Raw genomic sequence first — 15,975 nt, 5'->3', positions numbered from 1 at the left:
CACAATAAGTCTCCTCCCCACAGGGGGCTGCCACAGAAGTGGTGTTCGATGTTAGAGCCAGCAGGCGTCCCAGAGCGGGTAATCGCCGATTTTTTTCACCAACCCAGCACGCAATGGGTTGGCAACAATGTAGCGAGCATAGGGCAGGAGTTCTTCGCCATCACGGATTGCCCGGTCGTGAAAGCCGGTTTGCCACAGGGGGCCGCGTCGTCCGGTCATTTTGTTCACTGCCTGGGTACAGCGTGCCTTGGTAGCGCCGATGACATTCCCTAAATTGCTGTCTTGCAGTTGCATCAGCCAATGAAAGTGATCGGGCATGACAACCCAGGCAAGTGAATCTACAACACCCGAATCATGAGTCCATTGCATTTCTGCGACGAGAAGGCGACCCAATCGCCAGTCAGAAAATACAGGTTGGCGATCATGGACGACTGCGGTGATGAGATAGGCACGACCGGTTTCGGAATGTCGGCCGAAGCGCAGACGATGAGAGTTAGGTTGAGTAGGCAATCCATTGCTTCCTTGGGGATCGTCGGATGACGCTTTCAGGCTAGTGCCCGATAGGCCGGTTCGGCGCTGCAATTGTTGAGCGAAAATTCTGTTTCCTGAGAAGGATGTGGCGAGGATGCGTTTGTGCTGAAGCTGCCCTTGTGGTGAAAGTGCCTTTGTGGCGAGGGGATTTATCCCCGTTGGGTGGCGCAGCCGCCCCAAATCAGTCATCCCCGTTCTTTCAAAGAGATCGCGTTTGAAGGGTTTACGGCTGCTACGCAGCCGGACGGGGATAAATCCCCTCGCCACAACGACAACCTCACCCAAAAGGCAACGTATTGGTCTGAAATCGTTGAGGTAGAGGGGTCGGCAGGTAAATTCCGCGTAGGCAGGGGCATGACGCTGCACCAATACCGTGCAATACTCGGCGGTGTTTCAAATGGCGAAAAATCCTACAAATCCAGACAATCCATCTCCTGAAATCGCATTTTTATCGAGATGTACGCCTGAATTTTGTGATTTATAGAGTGAAAATCTCTGCTGTCAGCTTTTTATACTGCATGCCCCGCTGATCCTGGAGGTTTTGTCCTACAGGACGGTTCTGCCCACGAAGCAGGGCCGGTTTCAGGCAAGCGCTGGCTTATCGGTCAGTGCTTCGACACTCGGTGGTCATATCCAATAACAAGACGAGGTTGTACCCCTATGCCAGTCGGCAATCACCTGCCCCACGGCGAGACCGCTCAAGGCGGCCCGCTTAAACGCGAACTCGGCGAACGGCATATTCGCTTGATGGCGCTCGGTGCCTGTATCGGCGTCGGTCTGTTTCTCGGTTCGGCCAAGGCCATTGAAATGGCCGGCCCGGCTATCATGCTGTCCTACATCATCGGCGGTCTGGCGATCCTGGTGATCATGCGTGCCCTCGGCGAAATGGCGGTGCACAACCCGGTCGCCGGCTCGTTCAGCCGTTATGCCCAGGATTATCTCGGTCCCCTGGCGGGCTTCCTGACCGGATGGAACTACTGGTTCCTGTGGCTGGTGACCTGCGTCGCGGAAATCACCGCGGTGGCGGTGTACATGGGCGTCTGGTTCCCCGAGGTGCCGCGCTGGATCTGGGCGCTGGCGGCGCTGGTCAGCATGGGCTCGATCAACCTGATCGCAGTGAAAGCCTTCGGTGAATTCGAGTTCTGGTTCGCCCTGATCAAGATCGTCACCATTATTGCGATGGTGGTTGGCGGCATCGGTGTGATCGCGTTCGGTTTCGGTAACGACGGCGTGGCGCTGGGGGTTTCCAACCTCTGGGCCCATGGCGGCTTCATGCCCAACGGCGTGCAAGGCGTGTTGATGTCCCTGCAAATGGTGATGTTCGCCTACCTCGGCGTCGAGATGATCGGCCTGACCGCCGGTGAAGCGAAGAACCCGCAGAAGACCATTCCCAATGCCATCGGCTCGGTGTTCTGGCGGATCCTGCTGTTCTACGTCGGTGCGTTGTTCGTGATCCTGTCGATCTACCCGTGGAATGAAATCGGCACCCAGGGCAGCCCGTTCGTGATGACGTTCGAGCGTCTGGGCATCAAGACCGCCGCCGGCATCATCAACTTTGTGGTGATCACCGCGGCGCTGTCGTCCTGCAACGGTGGCATTTTCAGCACCGGGCGCATGCTCTACAGCCTGGCGCAGAACGGCCAGGCCCCGGCCGGTTTCGCCACGACTTCGAACAACGGCGTGCCGCGTCGTGCACTGCTGCTGTCGATTTTCGCCTTGCTGCTGGGCGTACTGCTCAACTACCTGGTGCCTGAGAAGGTTTTCGTCTGGGTGACGGCGATTGCCACCTTCGGCGCCATCTGGACCTGGGTGATGATCCTGCTGGCCCAGCTCAAATTCCGTAAAGGCCTGAGCGCCAGCGAACGGGCCGGCCTGAAATACAAGATGTGGCTGTACCCGGTCAGCTCGTACCTGGCGCTGGCGTTCCTGGTGTTGGTGGTCGGCCTGATGGCTTACTTCCCGGACACCCGCGTTGCGCTGTATGTGGGGCCGGCGTTCCTGGTGTTGCTGACAGTGTTGTTCTACGTGTTCAAGCTGCAACCGACCAACGTATCGCAAGGTGCGGTGCCTTCGGCTTCGTAAATCGTTACGCTTGAAATGAAAAAGCCCCGGTCAATTGACCGGGGCTTTTTATTGGCTGATGAGATCTCCTGTGGCGAGGGGATTTACACAGTCAGTATCGGGCGGCGGCGACCTGTGCCGGAGCGGTCAATCGTTTGTTGAAATCAAGCCATGCTCCCAGCAGAGCCATTAACCCGAGCCCCACCAGCGCCGTGAATATCTGCATGGCAAAGGCATCGTCGGTCATGGCGTTGACCATATCGGCCAGTGGCGCCAACAACACGCCGAGGCAGAAAATTTCCAGCGAGTAACGCCCCATGCGACAACTTTGCTGCGCCAGCCAGTTTTGGGTCCAGCCGTTATCCGGCAACAATTTCGCAGTGACGTACGCCAGCGCCAGGAAGTGCAGCAGCCGTACCGGCGACAGGTCGGTCTTGCTGATCGGGTATATCAGGTTGCTCAGCCAGCCCGGCATGACCGCGTCATGAATTTCCGGCCATCGCCACGAGACGGTAATCACGCCGGTGATGACCACGTACATCAACGCACTGATAAACAATGGCTGACGCCGCAGCGCACGAGTCTCGGGTAACCGTGGCCGCTGCCCGTGAGTCGCAGCGGCACCGCCGAGTACAAACAACAGTTGCCAGACGACCGGGTTGAAGTACCACACGCCGTCCTTGATGGCGGCCAGGTTCCAGCCGAACCACGGCGCCAGCAGGTACACCGTCAACGACACCGCCACCACCGCCCAGGCCTTGCGCACCAGCATCGGCAACACCAGCGGCAAACCGGCCAGCAGCACGATGTACAACGGCAGCGGGTCCATGAGGTTGGGTTTGAAGCGCAGCAGCAGTTCATCCACCAGGGCTTGCTGCGGGTTGGTGATGAAATGGTGCATGCCCATTTCTTCCACCAGATCCCGGGTTTCCACATGGCTGTTGGCGAAGAACACGATGCCCATCAGCATCGCCAGCAGGAAAATATGCACCACGTAGAGCACCCAGGCGCGGCGCAGGATCTTCACGCAGGCGATCAGGTAACCATCGCGCTGAAGGATTTTGCCGTAGGCCAGGGCCGCCGCATAACCGGCCAGAAACACGAAAATTTCGGCGGCATCGCTGAAACCGAAGTTACGCGGGGTGATTTGACCGAGGGGGTTGTGGGGCACGTGATCCCAGAAGATGAAGATCAGCGCCAGGCCTCGAAAAAAGTCGATTCGATGATCGCGTTCAAACGTCATGACAGCGGGCTCGTGAACGGGTGTTGAATAAGGAGTGGCCAGCGCCGCAAAAGGTTGCGCGCCGCACATCGGCGGCGCGCAGGGTGGCGCGATTCGTGGGCAATTGCAAAATCCCGATATTACTGAATGTCTCAAATGCCCGCCTTGACCTAAGCTGGATGTACGAATCCGCCCACCGGTCTGGCGGGGCGACGGCGCACAAGAACGACGGCGAACGGACTCTGTCGAACGGTTACACGGCATTGTTCAGGAGCGTGAAACGTGAAGGTTTCGCTGATCGTTCCGGTGTTCAACGAAGAGCAGGCGATCGGCCTGTTCTATCAGGCGGTGCGCCACGAGTTGAGGCTTGGCGGCAACGAGGTCGAGATCGTGTTCATCAACGACGGCAGTTCCGATGGCACGGCAGAGCAGGCCAAAGCGCTGGCGCGGGTCGATGATCTGGTGCTGCTGATCAACTTTTCGCGCAACTTCGGCAAGGAGCCGGCACTGTTCGCCGGTCTGGAATATGCGACCGGCGACGCGGTGATCCCGATGGACGTCGATCTGCAAGACCCGATCAGCGTCATTCCCCTGCTGATAGACGAGTGGCAGAAGGGCGCGGACGTGGTGCTCGCAAAGCGCCGCAATCGTGCCACCGATGGTTACCTGAAACGCCTCACGGCATCGCTGTTCTACCATGTGCTGAACCGTATTTCGTACACCCGGATAGAGGAAAACGTTGGCGATTTCCGGTTGATGGATCGCAAGGTGGTCGACGTGATCCGCGCACTGCCCGAGCACCAGTTGTTCATGAAGGGTGTGCTGTCGTGGGCCGGATTCACCACGGCGGTGGTCGAATACGAGCGAGCCGGGCGGGTGGCCGGTGCCAGCAAGTTCAATGGCTGGAAACTCTGGAACCTGGCGCTCGAAGGCGTGACCTCGTTCAGCACCGTGCCATTGCGTTTATGGACGTACATCGGCGGCGGCATTTCGATCTTCGCGGTGCTTTACGCGGTGTACATGGTCCTGGACAAGGTTTTCTTCGGCAACAGCGTCCCGGGTTACCCGTCGTTGATGACCGCCATTCTGTTTCTCGGCGGTGTGCAATTGATCGGTATCGGCATCCTTGGCGAGTACGTCGGGCGGATCTACATCGAAGCCAAGCATCGACCGCGCTATGTGGTGCGAGACATCGTCGGCGGCAAAGACCGGCTCGGGCTCTAGCATGGGCCGGTTCAGCGATTTTCTCGGTAAAGAACTGGGGGCACGCCAGGTCTGGCTGTTTTTTCTGCTGGCGACGTTGCTGTATGTCGTGCCTCTGATCCTCGCAGACTACCCGTACATCGATGACAACTGGCGTTCGCTGTCGGCCGGCATGGCGTGGGCGGAACAGGGACGCTTGTTTACCCAGCTGTTCTATAACCTGCTGACGTTCGGCAACGCCGCGCCAAACATCTTTCCATTGCCACTGTTGATTGCCACGCTGGGCATGGCCACGGCATTGACCCGGCTGACGTTTCATTACTTTCCACAGCCAACGATAGCCTGTTGCCTGGTGCCGCTGCCACTTTGGTACAACCCGTTTTTTCTGCAGAACCTGTCCTATCAATATGACGGTCCCGCCATGGCCTTGAGCCTGGTGGCGATGATCTATGCGATCACTTTTCGTCACCCCTCGCGCAGTTGGCAATGGCTGGTGCCAGCGTTGCTGATTGCGCTGGCGCTGGGGCTGTATCAGATCAGCCTGAATGTGTTTCTGGGCTTGTGTTGCCTGGAGTTGCTCAGGGGCGCAAATGACCGATTGGCCTGGCCGCAGCTGTGCGAATTGGTTGGCTGGAAAGTGGCGCAGGTGACCATGGGCTGGCTGATGTATTGCGGCAGTGCCGTGGCGTTCATGAGTCAGGATCGCGCGTTGTTGTTGAACTGGGCCGCCGCGCCGCTGCTGCAACTGCACGTCAACATCGGCAGAGTGCTGGAAAAAGTCGTGCTCCTGTTTCATGGCGGATTCGCCTGGGTGTTCGCCGCACTGTTGCTCTGCGCCATTGCCGGTGCTGTCCAGGTGGGGCTGAAGGTGCGTGCGCGTCAGGACAGCGGAGTGAAGAAAAGCCTGATCGGCCTGTTGTGTTTGCTGACCTTGCCGGTGGTGACGCTGTTGGTGTCGGGCGTCGCGCTGTTTTTTCGCGACTTCAACGAGGGCGCCCGGACCTTGATGGGCTTCGCCGTGTTGCTGGTGCTGTTGTTCTACTTGAGCCGCCTGGCGCTGGCGCAGATCCACGAACGGCTGCCGCTGTTGCTGATGGTGCCATTGCTAGCGATGTTGTCGTTGTCGTTCGCGTACGGTCGGGTACTGACGGTGCAGAAAGCCTTCACGACCAGTGCGCTGTTCAGCCTGGAGCGCGACATAGCGACTCATCGACAATTGCGCGAGGCCAAGCGGATTTACATGTCGGTGACGTACTCCGATCACTGGTTGCGGGGGGCTGCGGGTTCGTTCAAACAGATGCCGGTGTTGCGCTATTTGCTGAACATCGACTTTTTCATGCTGGCCGAGAACCTGCCAAAAGTGGGCATTACCAATGTGGTCGCGGAGAAGGAGCGCCGCAATGCGACGCGCGTGGGTTATCAGGGCTATCCACCGTTGCTGGAGCGCCAGTACTACCGGATTTATCTGATCGGTGATTACGGTTTCATCGTCATGAAAGAACCCGCCCCGATCAAGACGCTTCGCTGGTGAAGCGCCCCGTTGGACTCAAGCTGCTGCCATTTCATTCGGTTCAAAACTGTCCGCTCGCGCCATCTGCCACATCCGCGAATAAAACTCGCCGTTGACCTCGCCGGTGAGCAATTCCCCCGGTTTCAAAAACACATGCAGCTGCGAGAACAGCTTGATCTCGGTCGCCGACATGCGCCGCACCAGGTGCTTGGCCGACAACTGCGACGGATGTTCGAGGCCGGCGGCGGCGAGCATTTCCGCCAGTGCCTTGAGGGTGTTGCGGTGGAAGTTGAACACGCGCTGGGCCTTGTCCGGGACGACGAGGGCGCGCTGGCGCAAGGTGTCTTGGGTGGCGACGCCGGTCGGGCATTTGTTGGTGTGGCACGACTGCGACTGGATGCAACCGATGGCGAACATGAAGCCGCGCGCCGAGTTGGCCCAGTCGGCACCGATGGCCAGCACGCTGGCGATGTCGAAGGCACTGACGATCTTGCCGCTGGCGCCGAGTTTGATTTTGTCCCGCAGGTTCAGGCCCACCAGCGTGTTGTGCACGAACAGCAGGCCCTCGCGCATCGGCACGCCGATGTGGTCGGTGAATTCCACAGGCGCCGCACCGGTGCCGCCTTCCTTGCCATCGACGACGATGAAGTCCGGGAGGATGCCGGTTTCCAGCATGGCCTTGGCGATGCCCATGAATTCCCACGGATGGCCGAGGCAGAACTTGAAGCCCACCGGTTTGCCGCCGGACAGTTCACGCAATTGCTGGATGAAGTGCATCAGTTCGATTGGCGTGGAGAATGCACTGTGCCGCGACGGCGAGATGCAGTCTTCACCCATCTGGATGCCGCGGGTCTCGGCGATTTCCTTGGTGACTTTGTGCTTGGGCAGAATCCCGCCGTGGCCCGGTTTGGCGCCTTGGGACATCTTGATTTCGATCATCCGCACCTGCGGCGTCTGCGCTTGTGCGGCGAAGCGTTCCGGATCGAAGCGCCCGTCTGCGGTGCGGCAACCGAAGTAGCCGCTGCCCAGCTCCCAGGTCAGGTCGCCACCGTTTTCCCGGTGATAGGCGCTGATGCTGCCTTCACCGGTGTCATGGGCAAAGTTGCCAAGCTTGGCGCCCTGGTTCAAGGCGCGAATGGCGTTGGCGCTGAGGGAGCCGAAACTCATGGCCGAGATGTTGAACACCGATGCCGAGTACGGCTGGGTGCACTGCGGGCCACCGACGAGGGTGCGGAAACTGCTCGGGTCACTCAACGGTGCCGGGCGCATGGAGTGGCCGATGAATTCGAAACCCGATTGGTACACGTCGATCAACGTGCCGAAGGGTTTGTCGGCGCTTTCGTTCTTGGCGCGCGAATAGACCAGCGAACGCTGGGCCCGGGAGAAGGGCAGGGCGTCGCTGTCGGACTCGAGCAGGTATTGGCGGATCTCCGGACGGATGCCCTCCACCAGATAGCGGATGTTGCCGAGGATCGGGTAATTGCGACGCACGGCGTGGGGGCTTTGCAGCAGATCGAACAGGCCCACGAGGCTGAGCACGCCGGTGACGGCGGTGATCGGCCAGAGCCAGTCGTGCGCCAGGAACGGCAGGCTGGCGAGGGTGAAGATCACACAAGCGGCAAAGAAGGCGTAGCGGCTCAGGAGTGACAGGCTCATACGGTTTCCTTGGGTTCGGACTCGGTCATTGTTTGGCAATGCTGTTCAAGTTCTGTGGCGAGGGCGCTTGCTCCCGCTCGGCTGCGCAGCAACCGCAAAACCTGCTGACGGGTTCTGTCTGGCTGCACGCGGTGCCTGTATCGGGACCGCTTCGCGGCCCAGCGGGAGCAAGCTCCCTCGCCACAGGCGTTTGCGGCGCCGCAGCGGTTGTCAGGCATTTTGGGCCTGGAGAAAAATCGAAAACAGCTCGGACTGGGATTTGATCCCCAGTTTGCTGTACATGTGTTTCTTATGGACTTTCACGGTTTCAACAGAGATTTCCAGCTTACGGGCGATTTCTTTACTGGAGCAACCGCTGAGCATCAAGCGTCCGACATCCAGCTCGCGCGCGGTCAGTTGTGCACCTTTGAGTTGCTGCACCGAAGCTTCCAGTTGAACGCGCCAGTCACCCTGGACCGGCGCCGGCGCGAGGGCCACGACTTCGTTGATTTCGTAAGGCAGGCGCTGGCGCAACAGGCCGAGCACCCACGGTTGAATCAACGACAGCAAGGCAATCTGTTGACTGCTGAAACGCTGCTTGCTGCCCAACGACAGGCACAGCGTACGGTCACCCTCGAGCTGGCAATTGAACTGGATTTCGTCGGCCACCACATTCAGACGAAAGTAGCGCTGGTAATACTCGGTCAGCTCGAAGTGCTCCGGCGCCACTTCCGAGAGGCGATAGAGCCCGGTGCGCGACTGCTCGCGGCAGGCGATGTAGAACGGGTCGAGCAGGTACAAGCCGCGCAGGTAATCCTGGAACAACTGATCCGGGCTGCCGTCCTCGCCCGGGCATTCGGCGAACACTTGCGGGTGCTGGTCGGCGCTGAAAAGCAGCGCCACCCAGCTGTCGAAAGGCACGTACTGATCCAGCAGGCGCACCAGCTGCGTCCAGAAATTGGGCTTGTCGAGGGCGTCGATCAGTTGCCCGACCGAACGGTGCCAGGCGATGTCGTCTAACGAGAGTGTCATGGGTCTACCCCTATCGGGTTACCCCGGCCGCGTGATTCCCTGGCCGGTTGCTTGCTGCGCATACTGGCGCACAGACAACGGCCGGGCAATCTTTCTGCCGCCCGGCCACTCGAACAAGGACTACCCATGAAGGTCGAACTCGCCCAACTGGCGGGCCGTGACAACGACACGGCTTACAACCTCGAACACGCGCTGGCGGCCATTGCTGCCTGCGCGAGCGACACACAGTTGATCATGTTTCCGGAAAGCCATCTGATGGGCTTCCCGTCCGCCGAGACCGTCGCGGCGGTCGCCGAACCCCTGACCGGCCCCACCGTCAGCGCGATCGTCGCCGCTGCCCGCGAGCGCAACATCGCCGTGGTGATCGGTACGGCCGAGAACGACAACGGTCGCTTCTTCAACACCACGTTGCTGATCACCCCTGAAGGCATCGCGCTGACATATCGCAAGACCCACCTGTGGGCGTCGGACCGCGGTGTGTACGAGCCGGGCGACCGCTACGCCACGTGCCTGTGGAATGGCGTGCGGGTCGGCCTGCTGATTTGCTACGACATCGAGTTCCCGGAAACCGCCCGCGCCCTGGCGCAACTGGGCGCCGAACTGCTGATCGTCACCAACGGCAACATGGACCCGTACGGCCCGACTCACCGTACCGCCATCATGGCCCGCGCCCAGGAAAACCAGGCATTTGCGCTGATGGTCAACCGGGTGGAAGAGGGCGATGGCGGGTTGTTGTTCGCCGGTGGCAGTGCGCTGGTGAATCCGCTGGGCACGCTGTTGTTCGAGGCCGGACGCGATGAGGGGCAGTTTGCGGTGGAGCTGGACTTCAGTCAGCTGGAAGCGGCGCGACAGGATTATCGGTACCTGGATGATCAGCGGCTGAAGTTGCCGGGGGAGAGGGTTGAACATGCTTCTGGACTTCGGGAGCTGTTGATTCCTCGGAGCTGAAGATCTTTGCGGCGCCCCACAATTCATCTGAAAAACTTCAAAACAACAAACGCAACACCCGTAATTTGCGCCGAACTCGGCTCTGCCATAAATCCAATAAAATCCGGAGTAGTCGCTCATGGCTCGTTTGCAACGCACCCTCTCGTTAGGGTCGGTGGTGCTGTTTGGCATCGCCTACATGACGCCGATCATTGTGCTCGGCACGTTCGGCATCCTTGCTCAATCCACCGCTGGCATGGTGCCGGCCGCGTACCTCGCGGCGCTGGTGGCGATGTTCTTCACCGCCATGAGTTACGGCCGAATGGCTTCGGCATTTCCCGTGGCGGGCTCGGCGTACAGTTATGTGCGCAAGGCGATCAGCCCGAAACTCGGTTTCATCGCCGGGTGGGCGGTGCTGCTCGATTACCTGTTCCTGCCGATGGCGATCTGGCTGATCGGCGCGGCGTACCTCAACTCCGCGTTCCCGGCGGTGCCGCAGTGGATCTGGGTGCTGGCGTTCATCGGCATCACCAGCGCGATCAACATCGTCGGCCTGAAACTGGCCAACGGTATCAACGCCTTGCTGATGCTGGTGCAGTTTCTGGTGCTGATCGCCTTCGTTGCGCTGTGCGTGCATTACGTCGGCGGCGATGCGAGCACGCCGTTGTGGTCGGTCAAACCGTTCTTCAACGGTGACATGCAGATGCCACTGATCATGAGCGGTGCCGCTATCGCCTGTTACTCGTTCCTCGGTTTCGACGCGGTCAGCACCCTCACCGAAGAAACCCGCGACCCGCGCCGCACCATCCCGCGGGCGATCATGCTGATTACCCTGATCGGCGGGCTGATCTTCGTCGGCGTGTCGTACTTCGTGCAGATTGCGCACCCGTCGTTCCAGTTCGACAGCGTCGATTCGGCGGCCTATGAAATTGCCCGCAACATCGGTGGCGACCTGTTTGTGTCGATCTTCCTGATCGGTCTGATCGTCGGTCAATTTGCCTCGGGGCTGTCGGCTCAGGCCAGCGGTTCGCGCCTGCTCTATGCCATGGGCCGGGACGGCGTGCTGCCGAAATCCTTCTTCGGTACGTTGCATGAACGTTTCGGGACGCCGATCAACAGCATCCTGCTGTGCGCAGTGGTAGCGTTGCTGGCGTTGAAACTGGACGTCACCACCTCGACGTCCTTCATCAACTTCGGCGCGTTCCTGGCGTTCAGTCTGGTGAACCTGTCGGTGATCTTTCACTACTGGATCGGCGGCGAGAAGAAAGGCCTGCGTGAATTGGTGCTGTTCCTGATCTTCCCGTTCATAGGCCTGGCGGCGGATTTGTGGCTGATGGTCAGCCTCGATCACCTGGCGATCTATCTGGGGCTGAGCTGGCTGGCGATTGGCGTGGTGTACCTGGCGGTGCTGACGGGCGGATTCCGTCGTCAGCCACCGGAGATGGATTTTCAGGAAGCCACCTGACCACCGGACTGATGAAGAACGCTGTGGGAGCGAGCCTTTTGTGGTGAGGGAGCTTGCTCCCGCCGGCCGATCCGCGTCCGGACGTAGCAGTCGCAATGCTTTTGGGGCCGCTTCGCGACCCAGCGGGAGCAAGCTCCCTCGCCACAAGGGGGCGCTCCCACATGTGGAGTTGTCTTCAGGCAGCCGGTTTTGATTGGTGGATCGGCAATTCGACGCGGAAAGTGCTGCCAACGCCGACTTCACTGCGCACCAGGATATTCCCCCGGTGTTTCTTCACGATGCCATAGGACAGGGACAACCCCAGCCCTGTCCCCTGGCCGACCGGTTTGGTGGTGAAGAACGGGTCGAAGATTTTCTGCAGGCTTTCCGGCGGGATGCCGGTGCCGGTGTCGGCGACCTCGATCCATACGGTTTCCCCTTCAGACCCGGTGCGCAGGGTGAGGGTGCCGCGTTCCGCGCCGATGGCCTGCGACGCGTTGACGATCAGGTTCATGATCACCTGGTTGATCTGCGAAGGCAGGCATTCGATATCGGGAAGGGCCTGATAGTCCTTCACCACATCGGCCTTGTACTTCAGTTCATTGGCCACGATGTTCAGCGTCGATTCGATGCCGTTTTGCAGATTCGCCCACTGCCATTCCTGGTTGGAATCCACCCGCGAGAAGTCCTTCAAGTCCCTGACGATCTGCCCGACGCGGTTGATACCGTCCTTGGATTCCTTGATCAGCAACGGTATGTCGTCGCGCAGGAATTCCAGTTCCACCCGGTCACGAAGCTGTTGCAAACGCTCGACCAGTTCGCTGGAACCCATCGCCTTTTCCGCATCACGGTAGGCGTCGAGCATTTCCTGCAGCTGTTTGAAATAGCCATCGAGGGCGCCGAGGTTGGAGGAAATGAAACCGATGGGGTTGTTGATTTCATGGGCGACACCGGCCGCCAGTTGCCCCAGTGAAGCGAGTTTCTCCGATTGCACCAGTTGTGACTCAAGCTGTTTGCGCTCGTCGATTTCCCGCTGCAACGCCTCGCTGGCCTGTTTGAACTGGGCCGTGCGTTGATCCACCAGATGCTCCAGGTGGCTCATCTGCACCAAGGCCCGTTCGGTCATGTCCCATTTGGTCAGCAGGGTGTTGGCCATCTGCTGGACTTCAATGTTGTCGAACGGTTTTTTCAGAATCAGCAGCCGGTCATGGGCCTGCAACCGGTCCAGCAGATCATCCCACGAATAGTCGGAATATGCGGTGCACACCACCACTTGCAGGCGCGGGTCTTCCTGCCACAAATGCTCAATCGTCTTCGCGCCGTCCCAGCCCTCCGGCATGCGCATGTCGACGAAGGCCAGCGCGTAGGGATGCTTTACCTGCAAGGCATCCTTGAGTTTGCCCAGGCCCTCTTGCCCGCCATACGCCGAATCCAGCTCGAACAGGGCGCGGGTGGATTTCAGTTCACTGCCAAACAGCGCCGCTTCCATCGCGTCCAGCTCGACAGTCGGCACCGGCGTCGGCGTCAGGATCTTGCGGAAATCCTCATGAATGGACGGTGTGTCGTCGATCAGCAGAATGCGCCGGTTCGACTGTTCGCTCATGCTTCCTCCGTGACGGTTTTCAGCGGGATCTGCAGGGTGAACTGCGCGCCCTTGCCCGGCCCGTCGCTGTAGGCGGTCAGGTGGCCGTTCATTTCGATGGCGGCCAGGGCACAGCTGTGCAAGCCGAAGCCATGACCTTCCTTGCGCGTGGTAAAACCGTGGGCAAAGATGCGCGTCATGTTTTCCGGGGCAATGCCTTCACCGTCATCCTTGACGCTGACTTGCAGTGTCGCGTCGTCGACGATTTTGACCCCGAGGGTCATTTGCCGCGGGCGGTTGCTGAGGTCGGACATGGCGTATTTGGCGTTGCTGATCAGGTTGATCAGGATCAGCAGCAAGCGGTGTTTGTCGCCCATGACCTGCGGCACCTCGCCGTACTCCTTGACCACCTTGACGTGATGCCGGGTCAGCGCACCGGCGTTCATGCGCAGGGCGTCCTCGAGCAATTCGCTGATGTGCAGCGGCTCCATCAGATTGTTGGCGCCCGCGTAGGATTGCTGGGTGGCGACGATGTCCTTGATGTGGTCGACGCTTTTGCTCAACTGCGCGAGTTCGTCGGTCATGCTCTGTTGTTCGAGCGCGATGGCCTCCACCAGTTGATTGAGGTAACCGGGAAGCAATTTGCCTTTCTCGTCCCGGGTCAGGAAGGCACCGAGGTCATCCGGGTGTTCGTTGATCAGCTGCATGGCCTTGCCCAACCCCTGGGCCTTGCTGGCGCGCAGTTTGCGGCTGACCAGATCGGCCGAAATGTTGACGCTGTTGAGCACGTTGCCGACGTTGTGCAACACATTGGTGGCGATCTCGGCCATGCCGGCCTGGCGTGCGGTGTCGAGCAGTTCGCTCTGGGTATCCTTGAGCTCGCGGGTGCGTTCTTCCACGCGCAGTTCCAGTTCGTCATTGGCGGTTTTCAGGGCCTTGTTGACGCGATTGATGGTGGTGAAACTGCGCATCAGGTGAATCGCCAGGTACACCAGCAACAGGACCAGCAGCACTGAAAACACCAACATGTAAAAGTGGTAGCGCTGCTCGACCGCATCGGCCTGTTGCTGGTCAGTGTTCAACAGGCTGGTGATGTCGTCCAGACGCTCGGCGACGGGAATCGCTTCGATGTTTTCCAGCAAACGGTTGACCACCGGCTGTTCGCGCAGAATCAGTGAAATGTGGTTGCTTAAAATATCGATCGGGCTGTGAAACTGTTCGGGCAGGCGCAACTTGTTCACCCCGAGCTTGTTCAGACCGACCAAAATGTCCGCGGCCCTGTCGTCGGAGGTGACCTGGGCGAACTCCAGACTGCTGAGCAGCAGATCGTAAGTGTCGGTGGCGATGTTCTGCAGTTGCAGTTTGTCGCCATCGACCAGCCGGGCCAACTGCTCCTGAATATCGTCCTCGGCGGTGGGCAGGAACGCCAGTGAGTTGCGCAGCACAGCGTTGTGGGACTTGAACTGCTCCACCAGCCGGGTCTTTTCCTGGACGGCGGTCAGGTACGTTTCATGGCTGGCACGCCAGATCGGCGAATCGTTGCGGCCGTGGTTCGATTCCAGGGTATCGAACCGCTCCCACAGCTGCGTCATCTCGATCAGCGGCGTGACCAGCGGATCGTAATTGTGGTTGATGGTGATCCGGGCCTTGAGGATCTCGGTTTCCCATTGCGCGTTCAACTGCTTGATGCGACCGATCAGGTCACGGGATTCGGCGTAGGTCGATGTCTGGTTCGAATTCGATTTGATGTACAGGAACAGCAGCGTCGAGGCCAGCAACAAAGCGACGGCCCCCAGCAGGGCAAGACTGCGACGGCGTGACATTTTCATAAGGGTTTGCCTCCCCATTCACCGGTCAGGGTCTTGAGGAATTTGATGATCAGGGTTTTGTCCTCGGCGGAAGGAATGCGCCCGAGCTGGAACTTGAACATCACGTCCACGGCCTCTTCGAGGGTCTTGGCCGAACTGTCGTGAAAGTACGGTGCGGTTACTGCCACATTGCGCAGGCTCGGTACCTTGAACACATTGCGGTCCTCTTCTTCCCCGGTCACCAGATAGCGACCCTGGTCGGTGTCGGTCGGGTTGCCGCGAACCTTGAAGTAATCGCCCATGACGCCGAACTTCTGGAACATGTTGCCGCCGATGTTCACGCCTTGATGGCAGGCGATGCAGCCGTAGTCCTTGAAACGCTGGTAACCGTATTTTTCCTCGGTCGTGAGGATGTCGGTGTCGCCCAGCAGGTATTGATCAAACCGCGAGTTGCTACTGAGCAGCGTACGTTCATAGGCGGCCAGGGCGTTTTGCACATTGTTCATGGTCACGCCGTCCGGGTAGGCATTGCCAAATGCGCTGTGGTACGCAGGGTCGGCGGACAGCACTTGCACCACGTGCTCCCAGTTGCTGCCCATTTCGCTGGGGCTCTTCACCACTTCATGGATCTGGGATTCCAGGGAGTTGGCGCGGCCGTTCCAGAACTGCCTGAAATTCAGGGTGGCGTTGAACACGCTGGGGGTGTTGATCGTCACCGGCACACCGTTGAAGCCGATGGAAAACGGTACGGAATCGGCACCCCCTTTGTCCAGATGATGACAACTGGCGCAGGACAGCGTGTTGTTGACTGAGAGGCGCGGTTCATTGAACAACTGGCGACCGAGTTCGACCCGCAGCGGGTTTTGTTGTGGCACCGGAGGCAGTGGTTTAAGCGGTTCATCCAGCGGTGCCGCGACCGCGCTCAGACAGAATCCGAGCAGCGGCACCAGGAGCTGGTGGTGAATGGATGGCGACATCTGATGATTCCTTGGCTAATAGCCCATGTGTCGTTACGCATCG

Annotated in this window: 12 protein-coding genes; 5 read left to right on the top strand and 7 right to left on the bottom strand. The window is 59.6% G+C overall.

Annotated features, from left to right (window positions below; genetic code table 11):
* Positions 1-51: 51 nt before the first annotated feature.
* On the bottom strand, positions 52-510 hold the full coding sequence (locus tag ACM1ZW_RS03070; protein ID WP_414880584.1) for an REP-associated tyrosine transposase: 459 nt from the start codon (positions 508-510) through the stop codon (positions 52-54).
* Between the two features lie 681 nt (positions 511-1,191).
* Here ACM1ZW_RS03070 and ACM1ZW_RS03065 point away from each other — a divergent pair.
* On the top strand, positions 1,192-2,613 hold the full coding sequence (locus ACM1ZW_RS03065; protein ID WP_414880566.1) for an amino acid permease: 1,422 nt from the start codon (positions 1,192-1,194) through the stop codon (positions 2,611-2,613).
* A 91-nt stretch (positions 2,614-2,704) separates the two neighbouring features.
* On the opposite strand, the gene ACM1ZW_RS03060 is transcribed toward ACM1ZW_RS03065, so the two are convergent.
* Positions 2,705-3,835 carry an OpgC family protein gene (locus tag ACM1ZW_RS03060; RefSeq protein ID WP_414884209.1) on the bottom strand — a complete coding sequence of 377 codons (1,131 nt, stop codon included), beginning with the start codon at positions 3,833-3,835 and terminating at the stop codon, positions 2,705-2,707.
* 261 nt (positions 3,836-4,096) lie between these two features.
* On the opposite strand from ACM1ZW_RS03060, the gene ACM1ZW_RS03055 reads away from it, so the two are divergent.
* Together ACM1ZW_RS03055 and ACM1ZW_RS03050 are read left to right on the top strand one after the other, a co-directional pair.
* A complete protein-coding gene (locus ACM1ZW_RS03055; protein WP_017340606.1) occupies positions 4,097-5,038 on the top strand; it encodes a glycosyltransferase family 2 protein in 942 nt (313 codons plus the stop codon).
* Between the two features lies 1 nt (position 5,039).
* Positions 5,040-6,548 (top strand): glucosyltransferase domain-containing protein, encoded by a 1,509-nt coding sequence (locus tag ACM1ZW_RS03050; protein WP_416740146.1) that lies wholly within the window; start codon positions 5,040-5,042, stop codon positions 6,546-6,548.
* 15 nt (positions 6,549-6,563) lie between these two features.
* Here the strand turns inward: ACM1ZW_RS03050 and ACM1ZW_RS03045 are convergent, their stop codons facing one another.
* Together ACM1ZW_RS03045 and ACM1ZW_RS03040 are read right to left on the bottom strand one after the other, a co-directional pair.
* Positions 6,564-8,183 carry an FMN-binding glutamate synthase family protein gene (locus tag ACM1ZW_RS03045; RefSeq protein ID WP_017340604.1) on the bottom strand — a complete coding sequence of 540 codons (1,620 nt, stop codon included), beginning with the start codon at positions 8,181-8,183 and terminating at the stop codon, positions 6,564-6,566.
* Positions 8,184-8,393: 210 nt separating this feature from the next.
* Positions 8,394-9,194 carry a helix-turn-helix transcriptional regulator gene (locus tag ACM1ZW_RS03040; protein WP_017340603.1) on the bottom strand — a complete coding sequence of 267 codons (801 nt, stop codon included), beginning with the start codon at positions 9,192-9,194 and terminating at the stop codon, positions 8,394-8,396.
* Positions 9,195-9,320: 126 nt separating this feature from the next.
* Between ACM1ZW_RS03040 and ACM1ZW_RS03035 the strand changes: the two genes are divergently transcribed.
* Both ACM1ZW_RS03035 and ACM1ZW_RS03030 read left to right on the top strand, forming a co-directional pair.
* Positions 9,321-10,142 (top strand): carbon-nitrogen hydrolase family protein, encoded by an 822-nt coding sequence (locus ACM1ZW_RS03035; protein WP_414880569.1) that lies wholly within the window; start codon positions 9,321-9,323, stop codon positions 10,140-10,142.
* Positions 10,143-10,260: 118 nt separating this feature from the next.
* A complete protein-coding gene (locus tag ACM1ZW_RS03030; RefSeq protein WP_008032234.1) occupies positions 10,261-11,586 on the top strand; it encodes an APC family permease in 1,326 nt (441 codons plus the stop codon).
* A gap of 175 nt (positions 11,587-11,761) precedes the next feature.
* On the opposite strand, the gene ACM1ZW_RS03025 is transcribed toward ACM1ZW_RS03030, so the two are convergent.
* The 3 genes from ACM1ZW_RS03025 to ACM1ZW_RS03015 are packed head-to-tail and all read right to left on the bottom strand — an operon-like array spanning position 11,762 to position 15,932.
* On the bottom strand, positions 11,762-13,168 hold the full coding sequence (locus tag ACM1ZW_RS03025) for an ATP-binding protein (RefSeq protein WP_017340601.1): 1,407 nt from the start codon (positions 13,166-13,168) through the stop codon (positions 11,762-11,764).
* The gene (locus ACM1ZW_RS03020; protein WP_017340600.1) at positions 13,165-14,976 is read right to left on the bottom strand and encodes a DAHL domain-containing protein; all 1,812 of its coding nucleotides are present in this window, start codon (positions 14,974-14,976) and stop codon (positions 13,165-13,167) included. Before ACM1ZW_RS03020 ends, ACM1ZW_RS03025 begins: the two co-directional genes overlap by 4 nt.
* Positions 14,973-15,932, bottom strand: coding sequence for a cytochrome-c peroxidase (locus tag ACM1ZW_RS03015; RefSeq protein WP_017340599.1), 960 nt, complete (start codon positions 15,930-15,932; stop codon positions 14,973-14,975). Before ACM1ZW_RS03015 ends, ACM1ZW_RS03020 begins: the two co-directional genes overlap by 4 nt.
* Positions 15,933-15,975: the final 43 nt, after the last annotated feature.

Source organism: Pseudomonas sp. NFX71, assembly GCF_048079215.1.
Taxonomy (GTDB): Bacteria; Pseudomonadota; Gammaproteobacteria; order Pseudomonadales; family Pseudomonadaceae; genus Aquipseudomonas; species Aquipseudomonas fluorescens_B.
Note: the sequence above shows the minus strand (reverse complement) of the source record. Positions and strands in the feature narration are given on the sequence as shown.

What these genes read in the sequence shown, in the direction of transcription:
- ACM1ZW_RS03015 (WP_017340599.1), bottom strand. Translation starts at nt 15,932, where the DNA reads ATGTCGCCATCCATTCACCACCAGCTCCTGGTGCCGCTGCTCGGATTC.
- ACM1ZW_RS03030 (WP_008032234.1), top strand. Translation starts at nt 10,261, where the DNA reads ATGGCTCGTTTGCAACGCACCCTCTCGTTAGGGTCGGTGGTGCTGTTT.
- ACM1ZW_RS03035 (WP_414880569.1), top strand. Translation starts at nt 9,321, where the DNA reads ATGAAGGTCGAACTCGCCCAACTGGCGGGCCGTGACAACGACACGGCT.
- ACM1ZW_RS03040 (WP_017340603.1), bottom strand. Translation starts at nt 9,194, where the DNA reads ATGACACTCTCGTTAGACGACATCGCCTGGCACCGTTCGGTCGGGCAA.
- ACM1ZW_RS03045 (WP_017340604.1), bottom strand. Translation starts at nt 8,183, where the DNA reads ATGAGCCTGTCACTCCTGAGCCGCTACGCCTTCTTTGCCGCTTGTGTG.
- ACM1ZW_RS03050 (WP_416740146.1), top strand. Translation starts at nt 5,040, where the DNA reads ATGGGCCGGTTCAGCGATTTTCTCGGTAAAGAACTGGGGGCACGCCAG.
- ACM1ZW_RS03060 (WP_414884209.1), bottom strand. Translation starts at nt 3,835, where the DNA reads ATGACGTTTGAACGCGATCATCGAATCGACTTTTTTCGAGGCCTGGCG.
- ACM1ZW_RS03025 (WP_017340601.1), bottom strand. Translation starts at nt 13,168, where the DNA reads ATGAGCGAACAGTCGAACCGGCGCATTCTGCTGATCGACGACACACCG.
- ACM1ZW_RS03020 (WP_017340600.1), bottom strand. Translation starts at nt 14,976, where the DNA reads ATGAAAATGTCACGCCGTCGCAGTCTTGCCCTGCTGGGGGCCGTCGCT.
- ACM1ZW_RS03065 (WP_414880566.1), top strand. Translation starts at nt 1,192, where the DNA reads ATGCCAGTCGGCAATCACCTGCCCCACGGCGAGACCGCTCAAGGCGGC.